Source organism: Acinetobacter higginsii (assembly GCF_000369845.1).
In the GTDB taxonomy this organism is placed as follows: Bacteria; Pseudomonadota; Gammaproteobacteria; order Pseudomonadales; family Moraxellaceae; genus Acinetobacter; species Acinetobacter higginsii.
The window spans coordinates 156,179-181,766 of sequence record NZ_KB850223.1 but is presented as its reverse complement, the minus strand read 5'-3'; the positions used below and the strand labels follow the sequence as shown (position 1 = coordinate 181,766).

At 41.3% G+C, this 25,588-nt stretch carries 21 protein-coding genes; 10 read left to right on the top strand and 11 right to left on the bottom strand.

What is annotated here, in order from left to right; genetic code table 11:
• Window positions 1-35: 35 nt before the first annotated feature.
• On the bottom strand, window positions 36-2,204 hold the full coding sequence (locus F885_RS01860; RefSeq protein WP_005322555.1) for a TonB-dependent receptor: 2,169 nt from the start codon (window positions 2,202-2,204) through the stop codon (window positions 36-38).
• Window positions 2,205-2,414: 210 nt separating this feature from the next.
• Between F885_RS01860 and mutM the strand changes: the two genes are divergently transcribed.
• Window positions 2,415-3,236, top strand: a complete 822-nt coding sequence (mutM, locus tag F885_RS01865; RefSeq protein WP_005322554.1) for a bifunctional DNA-formamidopyrimidine glycosylase/DNA-(apurinic or apyrimidinic site) lyase — start codon at window positions 2,415-2,417, stop codon at window positions 3,234-3,236.
• Window positions 3,237-3,266: 30 nt separating this feature from the next.
• A complete protein-coding gene (locus tag F885_RS01870; protein ID WP_004802898.1) occupies window positions 3,267-3,557 on the top strand; it encodes a peptidylprolyl isomerase in 291 nt (96 codons plus the stop codon).
• 61 nt (window positions 3,558-3,618) lie between these two features.
• Here the strand turns inward: F885_RS01870 and F885_RS01875 are convergent, their stop codons facing one another.
• The 3 genes from F885_RS01875 to typA form a co-directional block, all read right to left on the bottom strand.
• On the bottom strand, window positions 3,619-3,951 hold the full coding sequence (locus F885_RS01875) for a gamma-glutamylcyclotransferase family protein (protein WP_005206086.1): 333 nt from the start codon (window positions 3,949-3,951) through the stop codon (window positions 3,619-3,621).
• 158 nt (window positions 3,952-4,109) lie between these two features.
• Complete coding sequence (mscL, locus tag F885_RS01880) at window positions 4,110-4,541, bottom strand: large conductance mechanosensitive channel protein MscL (protein ID WP_004652374.1); 432 nt, start codon at window positions 4,539-4,541, stop codon at window positions 4,110-4,112.
• A gap of 245 nt (window positions 4,542-4,786) precedes the next feature.
• A complete protein-coding gene (typA, locus tag F885_RS01885) occupies window positions 4,787-6,622 on the bottom strand; it encodes a translational GTPase TypA (RefSeq protein ID WP_017402215.1) in 1,836 nt (611 codons plus the stop codon).
• A 176-nt stretch (window positions 6,623-6,798) separates the two neighbouring features.
• Between typA and F885_RS01890 the strand changes: the two genes are divergently transcribed.
• The 5 genes from F885_RS01890 to F885_RS21085 all read left to right on the top strand — a co-directional run bounded on the left by F885_RS01890 (window position 6,799) and on the right by F885_RS21085 (window position 12,601).
• Window positions 6,799-8,157: a uracil-xanthine permease family protein gene (locus F885_RS01890; RefSeq protein ID WP_017402214.1), complete on the top strand. Its 1,359-nt coding sequence runs from the start codon at window positions 6,799-6,801 to the stop codon at window positions 8,155-8,157.
• A 62-nt stretch (window positions 8,158-8,219) separates the two neighbouring features.
• Window positions 8,220-9,236 (top strand): class I SAM-dependent methyltransferase, encoded by a 1,017-nt coding sequence (locus F885_RS01895; RefSeq protein WP_005322553.1) that lies wholly within the window; start codon window positions 8,220-8,222, stop codon window positions 9,234-9,236.
• Window positions 9,237-9,254: 18 nt separating this feature from the next.
• Complete coding sequence (locus tag F885_RS01900) at window positions 9,255-10,712, top strand: amino acid permease (RefSeq protein ID WP_005206090.1); 1,458 nt, start codon at window positions 9,255-9,257, stop codon at window positions 10,710-10,712.
• Window positions 10,713-11,232: 520 nt separating this feature from the next.
• Window positions 11,233-12,438 (top strand): RtcB family protein, encoded by a 1,206-nt coding sequence (locus F885_RS01905; RefSeq protein WP_005322552.1) that lies wholly within the window; start codon window positions 11,233-11,235, stop codon window positions 12,436-12,438.
• A gap of 4 nt (window positions 12,439-12,442) precedes the next feature.
• A complete protein-coding gene (locus tag F885_RS21085) occupies window positions 12,443-12,601 on the top strand; it encodes a hypothetical protein (RefSeq protein ID WP_005206101.1) in 159 nt (52 codons plus the stop codon).
• A 131-nt stretch (window positions 12,602-12,732) separates the two neighbouring features.
• Here F885_RS21085 and omp38 (F885_RS01910) read toward each other — a convergent pair whose 3' ends face one another.
• A complete protein-coding gene (gene omp38 / locus F885_RS01910; protein WP_004802880.1) occupies window positions 12,733-13,833 on the bottom strand; it encodes an outer membrane protein Omp38 in 1,101 nt (366 codons plus the stop codon).
• 458 nt (window positions 13,834-14,291) lie between these two features.
• Window positions 14,292-15,308, bottom strand: coding sequence for an outer membrane protein Omp38 (omp38, locus tag F885_RS01915; RefSeq protein WP_005206103.1), 1,017 nt, complete (start codon window positions 15,306-15,308; stop codon window positions 14,292-14,294).
• Between the two features lie 365 nt (window positions 15,309-15,673).
• Here omp38 (F885_RS01915) and F885_RS01920 point away from each other — a divergent pair, with 365 nt between their 5' ends.
• The 3 genes from F885_RS01920 (at window position 15,674) to F885_RS01930 (ending at window position 18,048) form a co-directional block, all read left to right on the top strand.
• Window positions 15,674-16,189, top strand: coding sequence for a GspH/FimT family pseudopilin (locus tag F885_RS01920; RefSeq protein ID WP_005322550.1), 516 nt, complete (start codon window positions 15,674-15,676; stop codon window positions 16,187-16,189).
• 110 nt (window positions 16,190-16,299) lie between these two features.
• On the top strand, window positions 16,300-17,475 hold the full coding sequence (locus F885_RS01925; RefSeq protein WP_005322549.1) for a thiolase family protein: 1,176 nt from the start codon (window positions 16,300-16,302) through the stop codon (window positions 17,473-17,475).
• Window positions 17,476-17,604: 129 nt separating this feature from the next.
• Window positions 17,605-18,048, top strand: a complete 444-nt coding sequence (locus tag F885_RS01930) for a VOC family protein (protein WP_005206105.1) — start codon at window positions 17,605-17,607, stop codon at window positions 18,046-18,048.
• Between the two features lie 68 nt (window positions 18,049-18,116).
• On the opposite strand, the gene F885_RS01935 is transcribed toward F885_RS01930, so the two are convergent.
• From F885_RS01935 to F885_RS01955, 5 genes are all read right to left on the bottom strand, one after another.
• Window positions 18,117-18,602, bottom strand: a complete 486-nt coding sequence (locus F885_RS01935; RefSeq protein WP_005322540.1) for a DUF934 domain-containing protein — start codon at window positions 18,600-18,602, stop codon at window positions 18,117-18,119.
• Window positions 18,595-20,238, bottom strand: a complete 1,644-nt coding sequence (locus F885_RS01940; protein WP_005322538.1) for a nitrite/sulfite reductase — start codon at window positions 20,236-20,238, stop codon at window positions 18,595-18,597. The genes F885_RS01935 and F885_RS01940 overlap by 8 nt, the downstream gene beginning before the upstream one ends.
• A 173-nt stretch (window positions 20,239-20,411) precedes the next feature.
• Window positions 20,412-22,817: a glucose/quinate/shikimate family membrane-bound PQQ-dependent dehydrogenase gene (locus F885_RS01945; RefSeq protein WP_005322535.1), complete on the bottom strand. Its 2,406-nt coding sequence runs from the start codon at window positions 22,815-22,817 to the stop codon at window positions 20,412-20,414.
• Window positions 22,818-22,961: 144 nt separating this feature from the next.
• Window positions 22,962-24,185 carry a carbohydrate porin gene (locus F885_RS01950; RefSeq protein WP_171068242.1) on the bottom strand — a complete coding sequence of 408 codons (1,224 nt, stop codon included), beginning with the start codon at window positions 24,183-24,185 and terminating at the stop codon, window positions 22,962-22,964.
• Between the two features lie 144 nt (window positions 24,186-24,329).
• Window positions 24,330-25,448 carry a CaiB/BaiF CoA transferase family protein gene (locus F885_RS01955; RefSeq protein ID WP_005322501.1) on the bottom strand — a complete coding sequence of 373 codons (1,119 nt, stop codon included), beginning with the start codon at window positions 25,446-25,448 and terminating at the stop codon, window positions 24,330-24,332.
• Between the last annotated feature and the right edge of the window lie 140 nt (window positions 25,449-25,588).

Here is a 25,588-nt window from a genome sequence, read left to right as displayed (position 1 = left end):
ACAAAGAGCAGCATAATAAATGCTGCTCTTTTCACTTAGAATTGTTTGCTGACTTTAATCCCCGCACTCCAGTTGCGCCCATCTGCAGGTTCGAAGAAGCGGCTATTGCTATCATTCACAATCACAGAACCCGCATAGTTTTTATCAAACAGGTTGTCGACACGCGCAAAGCCATTTATGCCCCAATCTGCATATTTCCATGCATATCCAGTATAGATTGAAGCAATGGTGTAACTTGGTGCTGCATCACTATTGATATCATCAACATAGACCTTGTCCATATACTGAGTATCAACACCTGCATAGAAGCCTTGCTCTGGTTTCCACGCCAAGCCAAGAAAAGCTTGGTTCTTGGCAATCCCCGGAATTGCATTGCCCTTTTCAACAGCCTTGACCGTACCTACAGCCGGAATTGTGGTATCAAACTTGGCATCTAAATAACCATAACTGCTACTGATTTCCAGATCTTTCCAGAGCTTTTTATTCCATGCCAACTCAACCCCTTGGCGCAAGGTTTTATCAGCATTCCGAAAGGTCGCACGTCCATTTGAAGTGCCTGCTGAAACAATATCATCTTTGGTTTTACTTTGGAAAACAGCCAAGGTGAAATCACCTAGCGGATTTTGTGATTTTAAGCCAAGTTCATAATTATCACTAGTCGATGGTTTTAGATCAAAGTTAAACCCAGACTTTTTAGGATCAGCTTGATAAGCCATTTCAGTAAACGTTGGGGTTTCAAAACCTTTAGCATAACTGGCATAGGCCAATAACTCAGGTACAATTTGCCAGCTTAAGGCAGCCGACGGTAACACCTTGTTATAATCCGTTTTATCACTATCATCGCCATTACTTAAATAATGATCCTTAGATTTATAATGCACATTGCTATAACGCACACCGGTATCTAAACGCCAAGTCGGTAAAAACTGCCAAGAGGCTTGTAAATAGGGATCAACATTCCACAAGGTATTGTCTTCATCGCGACGCAATGTGCCTTTCACCCCATAAGATGGTGAACCATTAACCAGATTAAAGTTCTCATACCCTTTACGATCTTCATCCATGCTATCAACCGCAAGCCCTGCACTGAAGCTTGTATTCTGCAATAGTTCTTTACCTGTCCAGCGGAAATCAGCACCATAATAATTGCGTTCAAAATCAATCACACCACCAGCGTGATTCTTATTTAGTTGTGTAGTGTTAGGGATACATTCTCGAGTGTCTTTTTTAAAACTACATCTTGGTATCGATTGATATTGAGTCACCTGACGATTGCCAAAATATGCCATGGCATACAACTCATGTTGATCATTAATCGGTTTAGACCAAGTCATACCCGTTTGCGTTTGCTCAATGTCTTTACGAACGTTATATTCATTATTCGCATCATTCACCTGACGCGGATTTTGCTGCCATTGGGTTCGATTTAAGCCTTGGGGATCATCGGCATGAATCTTGACATAGTTGGTGATCCAATTAATTTTACTACCATCATCCAAGTTCCACGTCAGTTTCGCATTATTTAAGACTTTTTCTGCACTGCTGTGGTCTCGATAGCCATCGGTATCAAAATACGAAGAACTGATGATATAGCTCGGTTCATTTTGATTTTTTGCACCGCCCTGTAGTACCAGACCTGCACGATTCTTGTTATGACTGCCACCCGCATAACTCATCTCAATCGAATCTTTGCCCTGACCTTCTTTGGTCGTCGCCAAGATCGCCCCACCTGATGAGTTGCCATATAGTGATGAAAATGGCCCCGTTAAAACTTCAAGATGGCTCAAGCTACCCAAATCAATATTTGAGGTTTGCCCTTGACCATCTGGCATCGTTGCAGGAATACCATCAGTATATAAACGGATTCCGCGCACACCAAAAGTAGAACGCGCACCAAAACCACGCATCGAGAGCTGCAAATCTTGCGCGTAATTTTCGCGATTGCGTAATTGAACACTTGGAAGGCCTTTCACCACTTCGGTTAAATTGACCTGTGCTGATTGATCATTTTTAGGCATATCGACCCTAAAAATTGATGCAGGCGTTTGCATATAAGTGGTATCTGTACGTGTTGCTTCAACTTTGATCGTTGGAAGCTGTACCGCTTGATCCGCATCTGATTCAGCTGCCCAGACAACGCTACTACCCGCCCCCATACACATTGCGACGCAACCGTATAAAAGGTTAATTTTCAGTGAAGGCATGAAGATTCCTTATTTCTCAAAATTTCGAAAGGATGATTTTTAAAAGTAAGCATCTGATTATTTTATATTTGTCTTACATCATTAACTTTAGCCAAAATCATCAATAATCTGGTTACTGATCGGCATTGGTAAATAAAATTAAATACCGTCATAATTGTAAGTGAAACATTTGCCCTCATTGTATTGTTGTTGAAACAACTTGAGCTTTCTATGCCCGAACTTCCTGAAGTTGAAACCACCAAAACCAGCCTGCTGCCGCTGTTGCAACAACGTGTTCAAGCAGTCAACGTCTTGAATGCAAGTTTACGTTGGCCCATTCCGAACGATCTCAATAAGCTAGTTGGACAACGTTTGATTCAACTTAAACGTCGCTCGAAATATATTTTAGCTGAATTTGAACAAGACCATATGCTCTGGCATCTGGGCATGTCTGGTAGCTTTCGTCTATGTGAACCTAATGAAGCACTCAGAAAGCATGACCATCTGGTGATTGATTTTGAAGATCTGCAACTCCGCTATCATGATCCACGTCGCTTTGGCTGTATTTTGTGGTTAGACCAACAGAATCAAAGTAAATTGATCGACACGCTTGGTCCTGAACCACTCAGTGAAGACTTTAACGCAACTTATTTACACGAAAAGCTGAGTAAAAAGAATGTCGGCATTAAAATTGCTTTGATGGATAACCATGTGGTGGTTGGTGTCGGCAATATTTATGCGACTGAAAGTTTATTCAACATCGGGGTTCATCCAGCACAACCTGCTTCGACGCTGAGCAAAGCACAAGTGGAAAAATTGGTCATTGAAGTTAAACGCATCTTAAAACAGGCGATTGACTTAGGTGGCTCAACCTTACGTGACTATAGCAATGCGATGGGTGAAAATGGTTATTTTCAGCAGACGCTTTTGGCCTATGGGCGTGCTGGTGAAATGTGCGTGAATTGTGAAACCACATTGGAAAATATGAAATTAGGTCAGCGTGCCAGTGTATTCTGCCCGCAATGCCAGCCACTGAAGTTAAAAAAAGCGTAAGCTTATGAAATGTACGAAGGAGAACACATCATGCAAACTGCGATTGTTCGACATATTCTAGTTAAAGACAAAGACTTGGCTGAGCAGCTAAAAAAACGGATTCAGTCGGGTGCGGATTTCAGCAAGGTTGCCAAGCAATATTCAACCTGTAATTCAGCAAAACGTGGTGGTGAACTCGGTGAAGTGAAAAAAGGTCAGTTGGTCCCTGTGATCGATAAACTGGTCTTTAGCGCAGCAGAGCGTATTTTACATGGTCCGATTAAAAGCCAGTTTGGCTTCCATCTGGTCGAAGTCAAATTCCGTATGGATGGTTTGAGATAATCGCTGGGGTTGAGCTTAAATTCTAATTTAAGCTCAACAGCCTGTTCCAAGAATAAACCTTTTAATCCTGAGGCTTCATCACATAAGTCCATGCCAATCTTGTGCTGCCATCAGACAACTGAACCTGAACCTTTACACGTTGATATTGTATCCCTTCAAAATCATCCAACATTTGCCAATTCTGTTCTAATTTTTCTGTGCTAAACAAATAACCTTCAACCAACGGATCAGCCTCATTCAAAACCATTGCAGGTAAACCTTGATCTGGCCCCCAATCCAAAATATGAATGGTGCCATGCACCGAAGCCTGCTGCCAGTCACCGCCTATTCCACCCAAAATATGGGCATTTTCTCGATTTGGGCACAGCGTGCCGTAAACAAATAATTGGTTCATGTTGGTTAATCCCCCGATCATATGCACAGCATCTTAAAATGAAAGCAGCAATTTTTCTATGTGAAATGATGATTTTCACCGCATTATCCAGTGCCAATCTATTTTAATAGGCAATAAAAAAACGGCATTTCAAATGCCGTTTTTTTATTCAAGACAAATTAACCTTGTTTTTTCAACTCATCACGAATTTCACGTAACAATTGAACATCTTCAGGTGTTGCTTCAGGCTCAGGCGCAGCCTCTTCTTGTTTGCGGATACGGTTCATCACTTTCACCAACAAGAATACAACCCATGCCAATAACAAGAAGTTAATCAGAATAGTTAAGAAGCTACCATAAGCAAATACATTCAGTCCTGCATCCTGTGCTGCTTTCAGGGTTGTCACATTGTTCGGGTTGTCGCCGAGGATAAGGAACCAATTGGTGTAATCCACATCACCACCCAAGATCCATGAAATCACTGGCATCACAATATCTTTCACTAATGAATCAATGATTTTACCGAAAGCACCACCAATGATGACACCAATCGCTAAATCCATCATATTGCCTTTGATGGCAAATTCTTTAAATTCTTTAATAATACTCATCTATAACTCTCCAGAGTTGAACTTGATCGCAGCCTGTTTTTGCATTGTTTATTACACAGGCGCAGTTATCCACATAATGTTGATAATTTAATATTTTTATCAAAAAAAGAAAGTTATTTCACAGTTTAACAACACTTTTTATTTTAATAAAAATATGTGTTTAAGCATGTCCCTCCCCTTAGGTTTATGCAATAAAAAACCGCTAAATAAATTTAGCGGTTTTGTCATTTTTCAGTGAAGAAAAATTATTTATCGCGGTTACGCTTACGTTCGTTTTCAGTTAAGTAACGCTTACGAATACGAATCGATTTTGGAGTTACTTCAACTAATTCATCATCTTCAATGAATTCAAGCGCTTGTTCAAGCGTGTATTCCATTGCAGGTGTTAAAGTCAAAGCTTCATCAGTACCTGATGCACGAACGTTAGTTAACTGCTTCGCTTTAGTTGGGTTAACAACCATGTCATCAGAACGAGAGTTAATACCGATGATCATACCTTCATATACTTCTAACTGTGGTTTAGCGAACAGACGACCACGGTCTTGAAGTGTGAAGAGTGCATAGCCCAAGCAAGTCCCTTGAACCATAGAGATCAACACACCGTTTTGACGCTTCGCAACAGTACCTGCTTTTGCTGGACCGTAATGCGAGAAGCTTGATGTCATGATCCCTGTACCAGAAGTCATGGTTAAGAATTCTGAACGGAAACCAATCAAACCACGTGAAGGTACAGTTGCTTCAATACGGATACGGCCTTTACCGTCAACTTCCATATTGGTCATCTCACCTTTACGGAAGCCCATTTGTTCCATTACAGAACCTTGGTGTTGTTCTTCAACGTCAAAAGTTACGTTTTCGAATGGCTCTTGTTTTTCGCCATCGATTTCTTTCATGATTACTTGTGGACGTGATACGCCCATTTCGAAGCCTTCACGACGCATGTTTTCGATCAATACTGAAAGGTGAAGTTCACCACGACCAGAAACTTTGAAACGGTCTGGGCTGTCAGTATCTTCAACACGTAATGCTACGTTGTGAATCAATTCACGATCAAGACGTTCACGAATGTTACGTGAAGTTACAAACTTACCTTCTTTACCAGCAAATGGTGAGTTGTTTACTTGGAACGTCATCGAAACTGTTGGCTCATCTACAGACAATGGCGGTAAAGCTTCTACATTCTTCGGATCACAAATCGTGTCAGAAATGTTTAATGCATCAATACCTGTAATACAGATAATGTCACCAGCTGATGCAGATTCTACATCAACACGCTCTAAACCGTGGTAACCCATGATTTTTAAGATACGACCGTTACGAGTCTTACCTTCTTTATCAATTACAGTCACTTGAGTGTTTAATTTTACTGAACCGCGCTGGATACGACCAACACCGATTACACCTACGAAACTGTTATAGTCAAGTGATGAAATCTGCATTTGGAATGGACCATCAACATCAACTGCTGGTGGTTCAACGATATCTACAATCGTTTGGAACAACGGTGTCATGTCTTCCGCTAATTCTTCTGGTGAAGGACCAGCAACACCACGAAGACCAGAAGCATAAACGATTGGGAAGTCTAACTGTTCGTCTGTACCACCAAGGTTATCAAACAAATCAAATACTTGGTCGATTACCCAATCTGGACGCGCGCTTGGCTTGTCGACTTTGTTGATAATCACGATTGGCTTCAAACCACGTGCGAACGCTTTTTGCGTTACGAAACGAGTTTGTGGCATTGGACCTTCTTGTGAGTCTACAAGAAGCAATACGCAGTCAACCATCGACATTACACGTTCAACTTCACCACCGAAGTCGGCGTGTCCTGGGGTGTCCACAATATTAATGCGGTATTCGGTGTTTGTACGTGCGTCTAACCATTTGATTGCAGTGTTTTTTGCAAGAATGGTAATACCACGTTCAGACTCAAGCGCGTTAGAATCCATAACACGTTCAATCTCGCCTGCGCGATCACCAAGAGCACCTGATTGTTGTAAAAGTTTGTCGACTAGAGTCGTCTTACCATGATCGACGTGCGCAATAATGGCAATGTTACGGAGAGTTTTAATATCTGACATGTAAAATTCGATACGCTTTAAATTTGAGGGCAAATTATACAGAAAAATACTAAACTTTAGTAGTGACAGTTTATTGACAGTGCACTTTTTTTCTGACGAAGTGTCATAGAATCGTTGGTAAAGCGAACTAACTCTATTAGAATATTCCACTAATGCCTCTCGCTTTTTATACTCCCATGTCGAATTCACAACCTCAGCAGCAGCTTGATCTGGTCTATGGACTCAATGATCGACCGAAACCTTTTGTTGCATTTTTAGCCGCTTTACAGCATCTTTTAGCGATTTTAGTCCCGATTGTCACCCCTGGATTACTGATTTGTTTAGCACTTGGCGTCTCTCGCGAAGACACCAACATGATCCTTTCGATGTCTTTAATCATTTCAGGAATTGCAACCTTTTTACAGTGTAAAAAGGTTGGTCCATTTGGTGCTGGACTCCTCATTGTCCAAGGTACAAGTTTTAACTTTATCGGCCCAATTATTGGTATTGGGAGTGCAATGGTTGCTGCGGGTACACCTGTTGAGCAAGTCATGGCAGCCATTTTTGGTGTTGTGATTGCGGGTTCATTTATTGAAATGGGCGTTTCTCGAATTTTGCCATGGGTAAAAAAGCTGATTACGCCGTTAGTCACTGGTATTGTGGTGCTGTTGATTGGTCTTACTTTGATTAAAGAAGGCTTGATTAGCATGGGCGGTGGTTATACCGCAATGCAGGACAACACCTTTGCCAATGCAGATAACCTAATTATGTCATGCACCGTGCTTGGCATTATTATTCTATTAAATCGTATCAAAATTATTTGGGTAAAAAGTTCAGCAATTTTAATCGCACTGGTGATTGGCTATATTCTTGCTGGATTCATGGGCCATTTAAACTTTTCAGTACTGAATGATGCACCTTTAATTCAAATTCCAACACCGATGCATTTTGGACTCAGCTTCTCATGGAGTTTGTTCATTCCAATGGCATTCATCTATTTAGTTACTTCTCTCGAAGCGATTGGTGATGTTACTGCGACCAGTAAAATATCTAATCAGCCGGTCGATGGCCCGATCTGGATGCAACGCATTAAAGGTGGTGTATTGGTCAATGGCGCTAACTCTTTCTTAGCAGGTATCTTTAATACTTTCCCAAGTTCAGTATTTGCACAAAACAATGGCGTGATTCAATTGACAGGTGTAGCAAGTCGCTATGTCGGGATTTGGATTGCCGTACTCTTGGTGATTCTAGGCTTATTCCCTGCTGTTGCTGCCGTGATTCAAGCCGTACCGCAAGCGGTACTTGGTGGCGCTGTTATGGTGATGTTTGGGGCTGTTGCTGCGTCTGGTATCAATATTCTTTCCAGTATTCACCTTGACCGTCGTGCATTGTTGATTATTGCGATTTCACTCGCGCTCGGTCTCGGTGTTGCACAAGTACCACAGATTCTTGAGCACCTACCTGAATTATTTAAGAATATTTTCAGTTCAGGTGTTGCAACAGGTGGTATCGCGGCCCTAATTTTAAATATTGTTTTACCTGAAACACATAAATAATCATCCAACCATCACAAGTGCCCAGTTTCACGACTGGGCTTTGTTTTTGATGAGAGATCAAAATGGATCCACGTAGTGAAGTTGTCATCAGACAACAAGATTATTTAAGCGGGCAAGTTTTACTGATTAATGCCCCAAATGATCAACTCGCCAAAACTTTACCCAATAAAGTCCAAGCCTCAGTATGGACTTGGAATTATGCTGATCATCAAGGTTTTATCAGCTCTGGAATTCGCTCTCATTTTTCCGTGGAATTCCCACAAGCACAGTTTGATCAGGTTGTTATTTTCGTTCCAAAGTCTAAAGAACTCCTGAATTATATTCTGCACGTTGTGGTTAGCCATTTAAAACTTGATCAAAATATTTTTCTGGTTGGTGAAAAAAAAGGGGGCGTTGAGCGGGCAGCAAAACAATTATTGCAATATGGCAAAACACTAAAACTTGACAGTGCACGTCACTGCCAACTTTGGCAAATGAAGATCGAAAGAACAGAGCAGTTAAAACCACTTGAACACTGGTTAAAAACTTATACAGTTCAAATAGATCAAGAACAGTTAAATATCTGTGCCTTGCCTGGTGTATTTAGTCAAGATCATTTAGATGTCGGAACAGCCGTATTAGTCCCTTACCTTAGTCAAGTAAAATCAGGTAAGATTGCCGACTTTGGTTGTGGCGCTGGAATTATTAGTGCCTATTTGGCCAAACTAGATTCGAATCGGCAAATTTTTGCACTTGATGTTGATGCATTTGCATTACGGTCTACTGAACTGACCTTTCAACGAAATGGTCTCAATTTAACTCAGTTAAATCTGCAAGCTGTCACCGGTTTTGTAGATGCACCGAATGATTTAGATGCGATCGTCAGCAATCCGCCTTTTCATCAGGGAATTCATACCAATTACGATGCGAGTGAGGAACTTTGCCAACGTGCGAAAAGACATCTGAAAAATTCAGGTGAATTATGGATCGTAGCAAATCGTTTTCTAAACTACCCTCCTCTCATTGAACAAAGCTTTGGTGAATGTCTGGTGAAAGCCGATCAACAAGGATTCAAGGTGTTATATGCCTGTGCAAAATAAACATTTTAAGGAATTTTTATGAGCGATACATCTGCTCCTCAACACCTTCAGCGGAAGCTCGGGGCTCGACACCTGAACATGATTGCCATTGGTGGATCGATCGGCACAGGCTTATTCCTTGCTTCAGGTTCAACCATTGCTACAGCGGGCCCAGGTGGTGCGTTATTGGCCTATGCCCTCATCGGTATCATGATTTATTTCTTGATGACCAGCTTAGGTGAGTTAGCCACGCACAATCCAACATCTGGTGCATTCTTTACCTATGGTAGCCGCTATGTCGAAGATGGCTTTGGTTTCGCCTTAGGTTGGAACTATTGGTATAACTGGGCGATTACGGTTGCCTTTGAACTGGTTGCAGTTCAGTTCATCATGAAGTTTTGGTTCCCTGATATTCCAGGTTTCTACTGGAGTGCCATTTTCCTTGCCATCATTTTTGGAATTAACGCCTTAACAGTCAAAGGGTTTGGTGAAAGTGAATTCTTATTCTCTTTGATCAAAGTGATTGCGATTATCGTGTTTATCATTATTGGTATCTGGATGATTTTTAAAATCATGATGACACCCAATGTATCGGTATTTCAGCACTGGACTTATAAAGAAGCGCCTTTTGTGGGTGGTTTGCAAGCCTTAATCGGTGTGGCCATGATTGCTGGATTCTCCTTTCAGGGAACTGAAATGGTTGGGGTTGCCGCAGGTGAATCGAAAGATCCTAAAAAGACCATTCCATTGGCAATTAAACAAATCTTCTGGCGTATTTTACTGTTCTATATCCTTTGTATTTTCATCATCGGTACATTGGTCAGCTATGATGATCCACTGCTATTAAAAGCAGCGCAAAGTGAAGATATTGCCCTCTCACCATTCACCTTATTGTATGAAAAAGCAGGCTTTGCCTTTGCAGCAAGTTTGATGAATGCGGTTATTCTGAGTGCGATCTTATCTGCTGGTAACTCGGGCATGTATTCTTCTACCCGTATGTTATTTGATATGGCAAAACAAGGTCGTGCACCTAAGTGGTTCTCAAGACTAGATGGCCGTGGCGTACCAATGAATGCACTCTATGCGACCACTGCGGTTGCTGCACTGTGCTTCCTAACCACCTTTATTGGCGAGAAACAAGTCTTCAACTGGTTACTCAACATGTCTGGGATGTGTGGCTTCATTGTCTGGCTAGGTATTGCGATTTCACACTACCGCTTCCGTAAAGGCTATATTGCTCAGGGTTATAAAGTTGAAGATCTGGCTTACCGTGCCAAATTCTTCCCATTTGCACCTTGGTTTGCATTTATTCTTTGTTCAATCATCATCTTAGGTCAAAACTACCAAGCTTTACTTGGCGGAAAAATTGACTGGTTAGGTTTAATTTCAACCTATATTAGTATTCCATTATTCTTAGCGATTTGGCTGGGTTATAAGTGGAAACACAAGACTAAACTGATTGCATATAAAGATATGAATGTGAAAGAAGGCGAATAAAAAACCGCTTTTTTACTTGACCCAATTGAAAATATGAGTAAAATCTCGCTCATATTTTCAACGGCACCATATGATAGGAGGACGACAACATGCCATTACCACAAGGAACCACACAATAAGGTTTGGCACTGTCGACTCACGGACAAGTGTACAAATCGATTGATCACTTGTCCGAATGCTCTATTCAACCTAGCATTCGCTAGGTTTTTTTATGCCTATTCGGACGGAAAATAAAGAGGGTCTGTTGACATTTCAACCATGTGTTGCGTTATTAGCTAAAACGACATAAACAAGGCATGAAACGCTGGTAATAGCACCCCCTTACCAAGTTTCATAACGCAGTTTAGGGAGATTTTAGCTATAACCCTTTGGGACAAGGGCATTTTTTGCTGCTACTACGTTATGTCTTGTTTATTTAGAATGACTAAATTGCACAAGCCATGCCTTGTATCATCTAAAAATGTCCGTTGTCGCAAACATCTGTGAAATGCCAACAGCCCCTCCTACCCGAGACAAGAAAATGGGCATACAAAAAATACTCAATGCAGATGCACAATATGGCATTCCAGTGAAAATCTTCACCAACGATATTGATAGCGAAAGTATTGAACAACTGAAAAAAATGGCACAACTGCAATTTGTTTATTCACATATTGCCGTGATGCCTGATGTACATGTGGGTAAAGGTGCTACCGTAGGCAGCGTCATTCCGACCAAACACGCCATCATTCCTGCTGCTGTAGGTGTTGATATTGGTTGTGGAATGAACGCAATAAGGCTCAATCTAAAAGCGTCACAGCTTCCAGACAACCTTGCACCGCTACGTCATGCAATCGAACGCAAAGTCCCTGTAGGCTTTGAATTACACAAACAGGTGAAAGCAAAAGCTTCGAGCATTATTCCGCTTGAAAAACGCTTACAACCGATCATTAAAAAACATCCCGGCTTAGTTCGAATGTTAAGAAAGTTTGATGCCACTTGGCAGAAACAACTGGGAACTTTAGGTGGGGGTAATCACTTTATCGAACTCTGCCTTGATGAAAATCAGGATGTCTGGGTGATGCTACATTCAGGCAGCCGTGGCTTAGGCAATGTCATTGGAACCTACTTCATCGAACTGGCAAAGAAAGAAGCTCAGCATCGATTTGGACATGTACCAGATAAAGATTTGAGTTATTTTGCGGAAGGTTCAAATAGCTTTAATGATTATGTGGAAGCCGTTGAGTGGGCACAAGAATATGCGTTTGAAAATCGACGTGAAATGATGCGTCTAATTTTAGAGGCAATTCGACCATTACTCCCCCCTTTTCAAATGACCAAAGAAGCGATTAATTGCCACCATAATTACGTCAGTCAAGAAACTCATTTTGGTGAGGATCTCTTAATCACACGTAAGGGGGCAATTCGAGCGGGCCAAGATGAATTAGGCATCATTCCAGGTTCAATGGGAGCTCGTTCTTATATCGTTAAAGGTAAAGCGAATCCTGAGTCCTTCTGTTCATGTTCACATGGTGCAGGACGAAAAATGAGCCGCAGCAAGGCAAAACTGCTGTTTAGCCAAGATGACTTGATTCAGCAGACCCAAGGCATCGAATGCCGAAAGGACAGTGCAGTGATTGATGAAATTCCAGCTGCTTATAAAGATATTGATCAAGTCATGGCCAACCAATCTGACTTGATTGAAATTGTGCATACCCTTAAACAAATTTTATGTATCAAAGGATAATCAAATGAAACTCAAAGAAATGCCAAAAATTAAGGTCCGTAATCCTGTAGCGCTTTCACCTTTATTACACAAAGGTGGAGTTCATGAAACCGAGAAGCCTCGAGCACAACATCGTCGTGAAAGACAAAATACTAAGCAGCAGTTAAAAAAAGAGATATGGTAAATAATTGATAGTAATTGAAATACCTTAAACCCATTAAACAAAAAGGAGAATCCCAATGTTTTATTACTTAAATCTCTCATATAAAAAAAGCGACTCTGACGAGTCGCTTTTTTTCAGTTCATAAACTCAAATTACTGAGCTTGTTGACCTGGTTGTACTAAAACAGTACGGCTACCAGAAATCGCAGCGAATACGCGACGGTTCATAGCACGACCTTCTTTAGTTTTGTTATCAGCAATCGGTTGATCCCAAGCGAAACCTTGAGTTGTCAAACGAGTTGCATTCACGTTGTATTCATTTACAAGTGCAGACTTAACAGAGTTAGCACGCGCTAAAGATAAACGTTCGTTCAACTTACGTGGACCAGTGTTATCTGTGTGACCTTCAATACGAGCAGTCGCATTCGGGAACTCAGCTAACTTCTCAGCAACTTTAGCGATTTCAGTTTTGTATTGTGGTTTGATAACAGATTTGTTCGTATCAAAGAAGACACGAAGTTCCATGTTAAGATCTTCAGTCAACTCTTGTGGTTGCGGAGCAACTGGAGTTGGTTCAACTGGAGCAACTTCCACCACTGGGGCAGCAGCAGGTTTCAAGTGACCACCAACAACAACTTGAAGTGCTGCCAAGGCTTGACCTTCCCACCACTTATTGTCGTAGTTATAAACTGCACGACCTTCTGTACGAAGTGTTAAAGCATCGTTTACTTGCCATAACACACCACCACCTAAGTTGCTGATTGTGTCATATGAACGACGATCCCAACCTGGGTTATCTACTGTAATTTTAGAATGACCAACACCTAATAAAGCATACGGCTTGATTTTACTGTCATAATTACCAGTAAACACATCAGCAGTAGCAATTGCATTCAAACTTAAAGTTTGTTGCTTAGCATCCCACGGCTGACCATTAAAGTTAGTTTTCTCATTACGAGCTGCGTCAGCTTTCGTTTGTTGATATTCAATCTCTGCTTGTAACCAAGGAGTTAACTCAACACCAATTGCAGCACCAACAAGTAAATCACTCTGTAACGCAACGCCATTTTTTAAGCTTCCAGCATCACCACGACCCTGCGGATCACGATCTGTTAAAGTATCACGCATTTTGTCCTGAGCATTCTCAGGGTACCAGTGATAACCAAGCATTAATGGAGTGACTGTTACACCCGCATTCGCAGCAGCTAAAGGAGCAGCAACAAGCATAGCAAGTGCAATACGACTCATTTTCATGGAATATCCTCCAAAAAACAAAAAATTGTTTGTTCTCTAAACTCTAATAGTTTTTGAATACTGAGAAATAATCTTATTGTATCTTTTTCAGTCATTCACTTTATGTTGAATCATACAAATACCTGATCAATTTTCCAAGTATTTGACAACATTTAGTTAGCAGCCACTGAAAAAACCACTTATTTCTCTCCCAAAAATCTAGAAAATTCTATTTTAACAACATCTAATAAAGCTGTGAGAGCTTATCACTTTTTAATCAAAATTTTAACAAGGTATCAAAATCTTTTCAATAAAACTAAATAATTCCCACAATGTATCCAAAGTTAAGGCAAGATTATTCTAGTTTTGAATCCTTATGTTTTTGTTTTACATCAATGCTACAAAAACCTATATATCCATAAAAAAAAAGCGACTCTAACGAGTCGCTTTTTTTAGTTCATAAACTCAAATTATTGAGCTTATTGACCAGGTTGTACAAGAACAGTACGGCTACCAGTGATCGCAGCGAATACGCGACGGTTCATAGCACGACCTTCTTTAGTTTTGTTGTCAGCAATCGGTTGATCCCAAGCGAAACCTTGAGTTGTCAAACGAGTTGCATTCACGTTGTATTCATTTACAAGTGCTGACTTAACAGAGTTAGCACGCGCTAAAGATAAACGTTCGTTCAACTTACGTGGACCAGTGTTATCTGTGTGACCTTCAATACGAGCAGTCGCATTCGGGTATTCAGCTAACTTCTCTGCAACTTTAGCAATTTCAGACTTGTATTGCGGCTTGATGTCAGACTTGTTCGTATCGAAGAATACGCGAAGTTCCATGTTAAGATCTTCAGTCAACTCTTGTGGTTGTGGAGCAACTGGAGTTGGAGCAACTGGAGTAACTTCTACTACTGCAGCTGCAGGTTTCAAGTGACCACCAAGAACTACGTTTAAGCCAGCAAGTGCTGTATATCTCCAATACTTCTCATCAAAGTCGTAAGTACCACGAGCTTCTGTACGAAGTGATAAAGCATCGTTTAAACGCCAGAAAGCACCTAAACCAGCATTACCAATAGTATCTTTCTTAACTTCATAGATACCATCAAAATCAGTTTTAGTTTGACCAGCACCTAATAATACGTACGGCTTAATTTTGCTGTCATAGTTTTTAGTGATTAGGTCAGAAGTTGCATAGAAATTACCAGCAACTGTCTGTTGTTTATATTCAGCATTAGCTACGCCAGTACCGTCAAGATCACCTTTCACTTGGTTATATTCAACTTCAAAACCTAACCAAGGTGTTAATTCAACGCCTAATGCAGCACCAACAAATAAATCATCCTGCAACTCAGCATGAGTTGTTAGGTTGTCATTATTATGCTTACTGTCTTGCCAGCTATAACCAACCAATAATGGAGTTACAGTTATGCCCGCATTCGCAGCAGCTAAAGGAGCAGCAACAAGCATAGCAAGTGCAATACGACTCAATTTCATGGATATCCTCCAGAGATAACAATTGTTTTGTGTAAGCTCAGCCTATGATTTTTCGTCCTGAGAACACAGGTGTTCTACAGTATTATTTTTTCAGCTATTCACTTCACTTTGAATCATACAAACACTTGATGAATTTTCCAAGTGCTTGATAACTTTAACCTCATAAATTATTGACAAAATTTCTTACAATTTCCGTTGTAGTTCAGTAAATTTTCAATTCCCATCGGGTATCTGATTGAATTATTGTTCAGGAACTTATGCTTTAGTATATCTTAATTTTTTTTTTAGAAATACTCACTAGCGAAATTAAGTTTTCATTTAACACACTGTTAATAAAAAAATTAATAAAAATAGATAGGTAAAATATGTTTAAACCATTTGGCTTTACTTTGATTGAATTAGTCATCACCCTTGGAATTCTGACAATTTTGATGACTGCTGCAATCCCCCATTTTCGTGAAATGATGATCTCTACTGAAGTAAACCACCTTAAAAGAATCCTCACAATTCATATACAAAAAGCAAAAACGGATGCACAACTTCATCATAAAAATGTGATGCTGTGCCCAAGTTCAAATTTCGAGAACTGTGACACAAATTGGAATAAAGGTTTTATCGGATTTATTGATATTAATCGAAACAACCAACGTGATCAGAATGAGACTCTCCTCTTTAGCGTCCCTTTGAACCATAAATATGGTTACCTCAACTTTAGGTCTTTTGGACGAAGCCCCAACTCTCTTGTTTTTCAAGCTGAGAACGGCCTTCCCTTTGCCTCCAATGGCAGCTTTGTCTACTGCTCTGAATCCCCTCAGCACCATACGAAGATTGTCTTGAGCCGTATGGGCAATATTCGTTTTGAAAAGTTATCAAGTTGCTAAAAACTCCTCAGTCTAGCCTAAAATAAGTAAAACACTTTATTCCCATCCTTTTTTTACTATACTGCTTAAGTTTGGAACATTTTTATAAATTATAAGTGTGGAGACACATCATGACTGATATCGTAATCATTAATGGCGCTCGTACAGCAATGGGCGGCTTCCAAGGTGCATTATCTGGTGTTACAGCGCCAGAATTAGGTGCAGTTACCATTAAAGAAGCAATTGCCCGTTCTGGCCTGCAACCGACTGATGTAGAAGAAGTAATCATGGGTTGTGTTTTACCTGCAGGCTTAAAACAAGGCCCTGCGCGCCAAGCAATGCGTAAAGCGGGCTTACCAGACTCTACCGGTGCAGTGACCATTAACAAATTGTGTGGTTCTGGCATGAAAGCGGTGATGCAAGCAGCAGATATGATTAAAGCAGGGAGTGCAGAGATCGTGGTTGCAGGTGGTATGGAATCAATGACCAATGCACCATATGTATTACCAAAAGCACGTGCTGGCTACCGTATGGGTCATGGTGAAATTAAGGATCATATGTTCCTTGATGGTTTGGAAGATGCTGAAACTGGTCGTTTAATGGGTTCATTTGCCCAAGATATGGCGAATAAACGTAGCTATACCCGTGAACAGATGGATGACTTTGCCATCCGTTCTTTGCAGCGTGCACAAAAGGCGATTACTGAAGGTTACTTCAAAGATGAAATCGTTCCTGTAACAGTTTCTACCCGTAAAGGTGATGTGGTTGTTGATCAAGACGAACAACCATTAAGTGCAAAAATCGATAAAATCCCATCATTAAAACCAGCATTTGCAAAAGATGGTACGATTACTGCTGCGAACGCAAGTTCAATTTCTGATGGTGCATCAGCATTGGTATTAACCTCAAGTGATGTTGCTGCACAACGTGGTTTACAACCTTTGGCAAAGATTCTTGCAACTGCGTCAAATTCTCAACACCCATCTGAATTTACGATTGCCCCTGTCGGTGCAATTGAAAAAGTATTGAAAAAGGCAGGCTGGGATGCGCAAGACGTAGATCTATGGGAAATCAATGAAGCATTTGCCATGGTAACCATGTGCCCAATCGATGACTTCAAATTAGATGCTGAAAAAGTCAATATCAATGGCGGTGCATGTGCATTGGGTCACCCTGTTGGCTCTACAGGCTCGCGTATCATCCTGACATTAATTCACGCGCTTAAACGTACTGGCGGTAAGAAAGGCGTTGCAGCCCTATGTATCGGTGGTGGTGAAGCGACTGCGGTTGCGATTGAATTAATCTAAGCCCTTTGAATGCAATAAAAATCCTGCTTGATGCAGGATTTTTATTTTTTGGATTACAAAAAATAATGCACCCATTGTTAAATTCCCGATAAGTTATGCTGTGTATAAAAAAACAACAAGGAGTACAACATGCAACTTAATCATTATCTAAATTTTAAAGGACAAACAGAACAAGCATTCAATTTTTATAAATCTGTGTTTGGTGGTGAATTTGCCATGCTCAGCCGTTATAGCGATATGCCACCTACTGAAGGCGTCAGCCTTTCAGAAGCGGATAAGAACTTGGTTTTACATGTTTCCCTACCCATCAATGAATTTACCGTATTGATGGCTTCAGATGTTAATGATCAATTCTGCGCTCAAAATAGCGTATTTACCCAAGGTAACAACCACTATATTTCAATTAATCTTGATCCTGATGAACAAGACGAAGCACAACGATTATTCAATGCCTTGTCTGCAAATGGCCAAATTGAGATGCCCTTAGAAAAAACCTTCTGGGGTGCGCTCTATGGCGCATTCACTGATCAGTTTGGAATTAAATGGATGATCAATTGTCAGTTAGATGAATAATCATTGTGAACTTAGCAATTAAAGCAAAAAAAGCTGAACCAAGGTTCAGCTTTTTTCTTTCAATCTGCTTATGCGCCAGTTTGATAGCTTGCTTGTGGTACAGCAGTCGATGCTTGATAAGGATTGGTAAAATCTTGAAGCCCTGCAGCAGCTTCATGAATATCTTTCCCTTCTTTGACGACAAAAGTATCAAAGCCAGAACGTTTTAAATAGTTTAAAACATCCTTAAATATATCACCGACTGCACGTAATTCACCTTGATACCCTTGGCGACGCAATAAGGCAGCGAATGAATAACCACGGCCATCATTAAAACCAGCAAATTCAATAAAAATGGCATCTAGCTCATTCAATGGAAATTGATGGGTTTCAGGTGAATCATTCACCGTAATGTAAAGCGCCTTTTTGCCTTGCACCTTTGCCAATTGATCCAACTGTTCAGCTGTTACAACCACATCACCTTGTGGAATCGCTCCATCTTCAGCAATCACTTGATAGCTATTGTCAGCAATCGTGCCATCTTTAAACAGCACTTGTAGCGTTGTATTAAGCATAAGCACGCTCCTTAAATGGTTGAATCCCAACACGGCGATAGGTATCGATAAAACGCTCACCTTCTGTACGTAAGTCAAGGTAAGTATTCAAGATTTCATCAATCACATCTGGTACAACTTCAGCGGCAAAAGAAGGTCCTAAGATATCACCGAGTGATGCATCATGATCGGCATGACCACCTAAAGTGATTTGATAGAACTCAGCACCTTTCTTATCGACACCCAAAATACCGATGTTACCGACATGGTGATGACCACAGGCATTCATACAACCCGAAATATTCAGATCAAGTTCACCCAGATTATAAATAGTGTCTAGGTCATCAAAACGACGACTGATCGCTTCTGAAATTGGAATCGATTTGGCATTGGCCAATGAACAGAAATCACCACCCGGGCAGCAGATAATATCGGTAATAAAGCCGATATGTGCACGTGCCATGTCGCTGTGTTCAAGCGTTTGCCACAATTCAAATAGATCTTTCTGCGGCACATCGACCAATGAAATGTTCTGTTCGTGCGTGGTACGGAACTCACCGAAAGTATATTTATCGGCCAAATCCGCAATTAAGTTCATTTCTTCACTCGTGACATCACCCGGTGCAATACCCGCACGTTTCAAAGAAATCGTCACGATGCGATAACCTTTCACTTTATGTGCATTGGTATTAACGTTAAACCACTGTTTGAATTTCGGATGTGCAGCGAATAAGTCTGTGAAGTCTTGATCTTCTAAATCTTGATAATCAAATGGTGTAAATTCTTCATCCAATTTTTTCAAAATTTCAGGTTGAATCTTCAATGCTTCACGCGTGTGCTCAAATTCAGCTTCCACTTTTTGTGCAAACACTTCTGGTGTCAAAGCTTTCACCAAAATTTTGATACGCGCTTTGTATTTATTATCACGACGACCATGTAAGTTATAGACACGTAGGGTCGCTTCTAAATAAGCAATTAAATCTTTGCGTGGTAAAAACTCACGGATCACACTACCAATAATCGGGGTACGGCCCAGACCACCACCGACCATGATTTTATAGCCCATCTCACCTGCATCATTACGAACCAGATAAACACCGATGTCGTGGAATGCTGTTGCAGCACGGTCTTTTTCTTCTAAAGCAGATACTGCAATTTTGAACTTACGTGGCAAGAAAGCAAATTCAGGGTGAAACGTACTCCACTGGCGAATCAGCTCACAGGTTGGGCGTGGGTCAGCAATCTCACCTGCAACCACACCTGCAAACTGATCAGTGGTGGTATTACGGATACAGTTACCTGAAGTTTGTACGGCGTGCATTTGTACCGTTGCTAGCTCAGCTAGAATGTCAGGTACATTTTCTAATGCCGGCCAGTTCAACTGAATATTTTGACGGGTTGAAACGTGAGCATAACCACGATCGTACTCTGTCGCAATTTCAGCAATTTTTCTGAGTTGTTTAGTATTCATCAAGCCATACGGCACAGCGATACGGAGCATAGGTGCATAACGTTGCACGTACAGACCATTTTGCAAACGTAATGGACGATATTCGTCTTCTGTTAATTTTCCAGCTAAATAGCGTTCTGTTTGATCGCGAAACTGAGCAACACGTTGGTTAATCAGTTGTTGATCGAAATCCGTATATAAATACATGGCGTATGGCTAGTCATTCATTATAAAGGCGACTAGCATAGCGAGCTTTTATTCATCAACAAAATGCTTTTTTTGCATATTTAATAACGGTTTTATTGATAAGCCTATCTAATTGCCATAAAAAGAAAAAGCCCAGACGAATCTGAGCTTTGACATTCAATTTCTAAATGAAATTAGTTCTTATCTGGCAATGCATAAGCGACCAAATAATCACCCATTTTAGTACCGAATGAACCATGTCCACCCGCCATAATCACTACATATTGTTTGCCATTGGCTTCATATGTCATTGGTGTGGCTTGTCCACCCGCAGGTAAACGTGCTTCCCACAATTTATCGCCATTTGAAACATTGAATGCACGAATGTAGTTATCTTGGGTTGCACCGACAAACATCACATTACCCGCAGTCGAAATCGAACCGCCTAAACCTGGTACACCAATTTTCACTGGTGGTAACTGGAATAAGGTTGGCAAGCTGTCACGAATGGTACCAATACGTTTTTTCCATACCACTTCATGTGTTTTTAAGTCCACACCAGCAACAAAGCCCCATCCTGGTTGTTTACATGGCAAACCCAATGGAGATAAGAATGGACTGATATCAACACCGTATGGCGTACCATACATCGGTTGCATGCCCTGCTCAGTACCAGCACCACGCGCCACAGGTTGGCGGTTTGGATCTGCTGGAATTAAACGACTCACAAATGGCAAGCCAATCGGGTTCATGACTGCGACCTGACGATCAGCATTCACTGACATCCCACCCCACTCAAACACACCTAAGTTTCCAGGAAATACCAAAGTTCCATTTTCAGAAGGTGGTGTATAGATACCATCGTAATTCAGACGTTTAAATTTCACACGACACATCAACTGATCAAACATGGTGGCACCCCACATGTCTTTATCCGTCAATTTATCTTTCGGTGCTAAATCAAAGTCAGAGAATGGTTGAGTTTTTGAGTAGAACTCACCTTTGGTTTGTGGTCCCCATTTCACAGTTTGCGGAACAGGTTTCTCGGTAATTGGTACAATCGGCTGACCATTACGACGATCTAAAACAAAGGCATTGCCTGTTTTAGTCAATACATAAATCGCTGGAACCGTTTGACCAGATTTATCTTGAATATCAGCCAATGACGGTTGTGATGGTACGTCCATATCCCACAAATCATGATGTGTGGTTTGGAAATGCCATACCAGTTTACCTGTCGTAGCATTGATCGCCAGCATTGAGTTCGCATAACGCTCTTTCAACTCAGTACGGTCTCCACCCCAGATATCTGGTGTACCCACACCTGTTGGGACATAGACGATATCTAGTTTTGAGTCATAGGCAAGTGGCGCCCATGCATTTGGTGAATTATGAACAAACTGAGTGTCTTGACCTGGCATTGCATTTGGATCAGCTGCGCCTGTATCAAATACCCACAATAATTTACCTGTGTTCACGTCATAACCACGAATAACACCTGATGGCTCTTTATTCGAATGGTTATCGGTCACTGAACCTGCAATCACCACAGTAGTACCAGAAACCACACCTGGAGATGTTGGGTTATAACCACCTGGATAAGCATATGGCATGAATTCTTGTAAATTCACTTCGCCATTTTGACCAAAGTCAGAACATGCTTTACCTGTATCTGCATTAACTGCCACTAAACGACCATCATTTACAGGAACAAAGACTTTACGTGGACACTCGGTTGAGGTCGACTTTTTCGCCTGTAAGCTGGTTGCAAATTCAGTGGTATTGGCAGCATCGTAATACATCACACCACGACAGGTTAAATGCTGGAAGGTTTTATCGGTTTTGAGTTTAGGATCAAAACGCCATTTTTCCTTACCCGTTGCAGGGTCAATCGAAATTAAATGTTGATGTGGGGTACACATAAACATGTTATTGCCGATCTTGATTGGTGTTACTTGGTTCGTGGTTTCACCCGAATCATTTTCAGTTCGGAAATCACCCGTACGTAATGTCCAAGCCACTTTAAGATCTTTGACGTTTTTATCGTTGATCTGTGTCAATGGAGAATAACGTTCACCGCCCTGACTACGACCATATGCAGGCCAATCTTCAGGGGCAATGCCATCCACGGCTTTCGCTTGTGCTGGCTGTGGCGTTTGAATCACGCCATTAATTTCTTGTGGATCATTAAAGATCGAGTACACCATCACCACAATTGCAATGGCTAAAGTCGATGACAATGCCACTTTACTTGAAGTGAGGTTATCAATCCCACGCGTCACCGCTGGAATGAGTAACCACAAACCTAAGATGCCAAGGATATCAAGGCGTGGTGCCAGTGCCCAGAAGTCGGTCCCAACTTCCCATACACCCCAAACCACACTACCTAACATCAATGCCGCATAAACCCATAATGGACCTGAGGCACGTTTATAGAGTTGTACTGCTACAATGAGCAACAGTACACCTGCAATTACATAATAAAAAGACCCGCCAATTGCTGCGAGCCAGATACCGCCAACGAGCAAGAACAGTGCAATGAGGGCGGTAATCACCACCGTCAAGGTTCTAAGCCCAGATTTTGAAGCAGATTGATTCATAAGATCACCTTGCATCTTTTATATTTTAGATCCATAAAAAGCAAATAAAGTCTCTTTTTATGGTCGAGTTCAAATCACAACAAGAACTTTGCAGATATCGCCCATCGTATGAACTGCATCTGCAAAATTGCTCGAGTATCAAAATTAGAAAATGGTTTGGAACTTAATACCGCCAACCCAAGTCTTATCCCCGTCCTTCAATGCACCAACATGGTGGACATATTGAATATTTGGACGGATGGTGAGCCAGTTGGTGGCATGAATGCCGTAATACAGCTCAGTGTTATATTCTTCATCCAATAGACTATTGTTTTTGTCATTGGCGTGGATGCGGGCAACACCTAAGGCAATCTCATCTTGAGGACGTTGATCTAACAGGCCTTTATAGATCAATCCAACATTTTGCATGTCTTTGATGGCATTGGTTTTAGAATCATGCACTGTGACATTGACAAAGCCAGTTAAACCACGATCTGACTGACCATCATGACGAGTCAACTGTTGTTTCGCAGTAAACCAACCGCCTTGTTTATGTCCAGTCTTGGCAGGATTCTCGATTTCTGCGGCATCCGCTGTACTGTAGTAATAACCAAAACGGTATTCACCTGGCAGAGACAATGCACCCAGCTTAGGATTCCAGACCACTTCTGCTGGAATAATCGCACCACGAGAGCCATCTGTACTTAGGTTAAAACCTTTGCCACGCTGTAAGTTCTCAGGGTTATATTCATACACCCCGATTTGTGCATAAAGATCTGGCTGTAGGTTATATTTGACACGCAATGCCCATTGGCTCACAGGCCAGTTGTACCATTGGTCACCCATCCAGTTACCCACCTGAGAACCACATAGTGATAAGTTCTGGAAATCACAGTTAAAACTGTTGAAATCTTCACCTTCACCAAAACGACCCACTTTAATATCTAAAGCTTGATCTAAAAATTTCTTTTTGATCCAGAGGTCGGTTAAACGCCACGTTTGACCACGCCCCCAAACTTCTTGTACAGAACTTTGGTGACCTTGTAAGCCATCTGCGGTTTGTGACAAAGACTGTCCATCACGGTATGTCACCGTGATCTGCGCCTCAGTATCTTGCCAACCTAAAATTTTATTTAGGTCGAAGTTTGTACCCAACGCCAATTGTCCAGTGAATTCACTGCCGTGGCTTGAGTATTGTTTAGAATCTAAAACCCCTGCAAATTCACCTGTGTAATCAGCAGAAAATTTGTAACCCTGTTCTTGCAACGCAGTGCGTTGACCGTTCCAATCACCAAACAGCCATTGACCATTTGGGTCAAATGCGGAAGATGCTGCTTGAGTATGTTGTGTGAAAAGACTCAATGATAGAACGGATAAACAAGAAACAATCAAAGACTTAGAGATTGTCATGTTTACGTAACCTTTTATGTTATTGTGTATAAAAGGTTACTCTCATTTTTAAATTACAACTTATTCAAAATGTTAACAATCTGTACAATATTTTAACAATCAGTGATTAGTCGCACATATTTTCTACCATTTTCCCTCACCCAAACCCTGACCGATAAAGGCATACTTCATTTGCGAACGGGAAAACTTGATCGGACAGGCCAACTGTGGCTCAGTTTGTGATGCATGTTCCGATACTGGCACATCAACCACCCACCCTCTTTGTTGAGCGATTGGCGAGACTAAGGCTTCATCCAGACTGAGAACTGGTTCTACACAAATATCCAAGCTTTGGAACAGCTGTTGCCATTCGGCAAAGTTTTGTGTTTTAAACTTTTCCTGCAAGGCTTGCTTTACCGCTTGACGATCTTCTGGGTCAAACGATGTTCCTTTTGCAAGCAATACAGGTAATTCTAACGCTGCAGCCAAGCCTGTCATAAATTGTGGCTCTAAACTTCCCACTGAAAAATAGCGACCATCTTTGGTTTGATAATAATCATAGAAGCTTGCACCATTCAGCATTCCCGCCTCGGGTGCTTGTGTCGTTTTCCCTGCCAGACTTGCAGAAGCAGCCATACTATTCAGACTCGCCACACAATCGGTCATCGAAATATCAAGATATTGACCCAGACCACTGCGTTGACGCTCGACCACAGCAGCAAGAATACCAATCACTGCGTGCAAGGAACCACCTGCCACATCTGCAATTTGGATTCCCAAGGGTGGCGGTCCACCATCTTGACGACCACTATGCCCAGACACGCCTGCCAACGCTAAATAGTTAATGTCGTGTCCTGCCCGATCTTTATAAGCTCCTGTTTGACCATAACCTGTAATCGAACAATAGATAAGTCGTGGATTAATCTCCGCTAAAGTCTCATAGTCCAAGCCCAAACGGCGCATCACATCTGGACGGAACTGTTCAAGCACGATATCGAACTCAGATATTTTATTTTTGATCAGTTCAATATTGGCTGCATCTTTGAGGTCAAGTGCAATCGACTGTTTATTCCGATTCAGATAACTGTGCGCAGTGGCCTGACCATTGGCATAGGGTGGCATAATCCGTACAAGGTCTGGACGAGTCGGTGATTCCACATGGATAACTTCTGCACCCATGTCGGCAAGGTACATACTGGCAAATGGCCCTGGTAATAAAGTCGAAAAATCGAGGACTTTCAATCCCTTTAGTGCAGATGGCATAATAATTTTTACTCAATTTGTTCAAATTTTCTTTTATACTAGGTATGGATAAACACAAAAACAATGTCATGTTCAGCCATTTACCTTGATAGTTTCGGCAATTTAACATGTATACAGAGCGCAATTATTTTTCTTGTCAA

Bases quoted from the DNA above. Each gene is read 5' to 3' on its own strand.
- F885_RS01860 (WP_005322555.1), bottom strand. From the start codon at position 2,204: ATGCCTTCACTGAAAATTAACCTTTTATACGGTTGCGTCGCAATGTGT.
- mutM (WP_005322554.1), top strand. From the start codon at position 2,415: ATGCCCGAACTTCCTGAAGTTGAAACCACCAAAACCAGCCTGCTGCCG.
- F885_RS01870 (WP_004802898.1), top strand. From the start codon at position 3,267: ATGCAAACTGCGATTGTTCGACATATTCTAGTTAAAGACAAAGACTTG.
- F885_RS01875 (WP_005206086.1), bottom strand. From the start codon at position 3,951: ATGAACCAATTATTTGTTTACGGCACGCTGTGCCCAAATCGAGAAAAT.
- mscL (WP_004652374.1), bottom strand. From the start codon at position 4,541: ATGAGTATTATTAAAGAATTTAAAGAATTTGCCATCAAAGGCAATATG.
- typA (WP_017402215.1), bottom strand. From the start codon at position 6,622: ATGTCAGATATTAAAACTCTCCGTAACATTGCCATTATTGCGCACGTC.
- F885_RS01890 (WP_017402214.1), top strand. From the start codon at position 6,799: ATGTCGAATTCACAACCTCAGCAGCAGCTTGATCTGGTCTATGGACTC.
- F885_RS01895 (WP_005322553.1), top strand. From the start codon at position 8,220: ATGGATCCACGTAGTGAAGTTGTCATCAGACAACAAGATTATTTAAGC.
- F885_RS01900 (WP_005206090.1), top strand. From the start codon at position 9,255: ATGAGCGATACATCTGCTCCTCAACACCTTCAGCGGAAGCTCGGGGCT.
- F885_RS01905 (WP_005322552.1), top strand. From the start codon at position 11,233: ATGGGCATACAAAAAATACTCAATGCAGATGCACAATATGGCATTCCA.
- F885_RS21085 (WP_005206101.1), top strand. From the start codon at position 12,443: ATGAAACTCAAAGAAATGCCAAAAATTAAGGTCCGTAATCCTGTAGCG.
- omp38 (WP_004802880.1), bottom strand. From the start codon at position 13,833: ATGAAAATGAGTCGTATTGCACTTGCTATGCTTGTTGCTGCTCCTTTA.
- omp38 (WP_005206103.1), bottom strand. From the start codon at position 15,308: ATGAAATTGAGTCGTATTGCACTTGCTATGCTTGTTGCTGCTCCTTTA.
- F885_RS01920 (WP_005322550.1), top strand. From the start codon at position 15,674: ATGTTTAAACCATTTGGCTTTACTTTGATTGAATTAGTCATCACCCTT.
- F885_RS01925 (WP_005322549.1), top strand. From the start codon at position 16,300: ATGACTGATATCGTAATCATTAATGGCGCTCGTACAGCAATGGGCGGC.
- F885_RS01930 (WP_005206105.1), top strand. From the start codon at position 17,605: ATGCAACTTAATCATTATCTAAATTTTAAAGGACAAACAGAACAAGCA.
- F885_RS01935 (WP_005322540.1), bottom strand. From the start codon at position 18,602: ATGCTTAATACAACGCTACAAGTGCTGTTTAAAGATGGCACGATTGCT.
- F885_RS01940 (WP_005322538.1), bottom strand. From the start codon at position 20,238: ATGTATTTATATACGGATTTCGATCAACAACTGATTAACCAACGTGTT.
- F885_RS01945 (WP_005322535.1), bottom strand. From the start codon at position 22,817: ATGAATCAATCTGCTTCAAAATCTGGGCTTAGAACCTTGACGGTGGTG.
- F885_RS01955 (WP_005322501.1), bottom strand. From the start codon at position 25,448: ATGCCATCTGCACTAAAGGGATTGAAAGTCCTCGATTTTTCGACTTTA.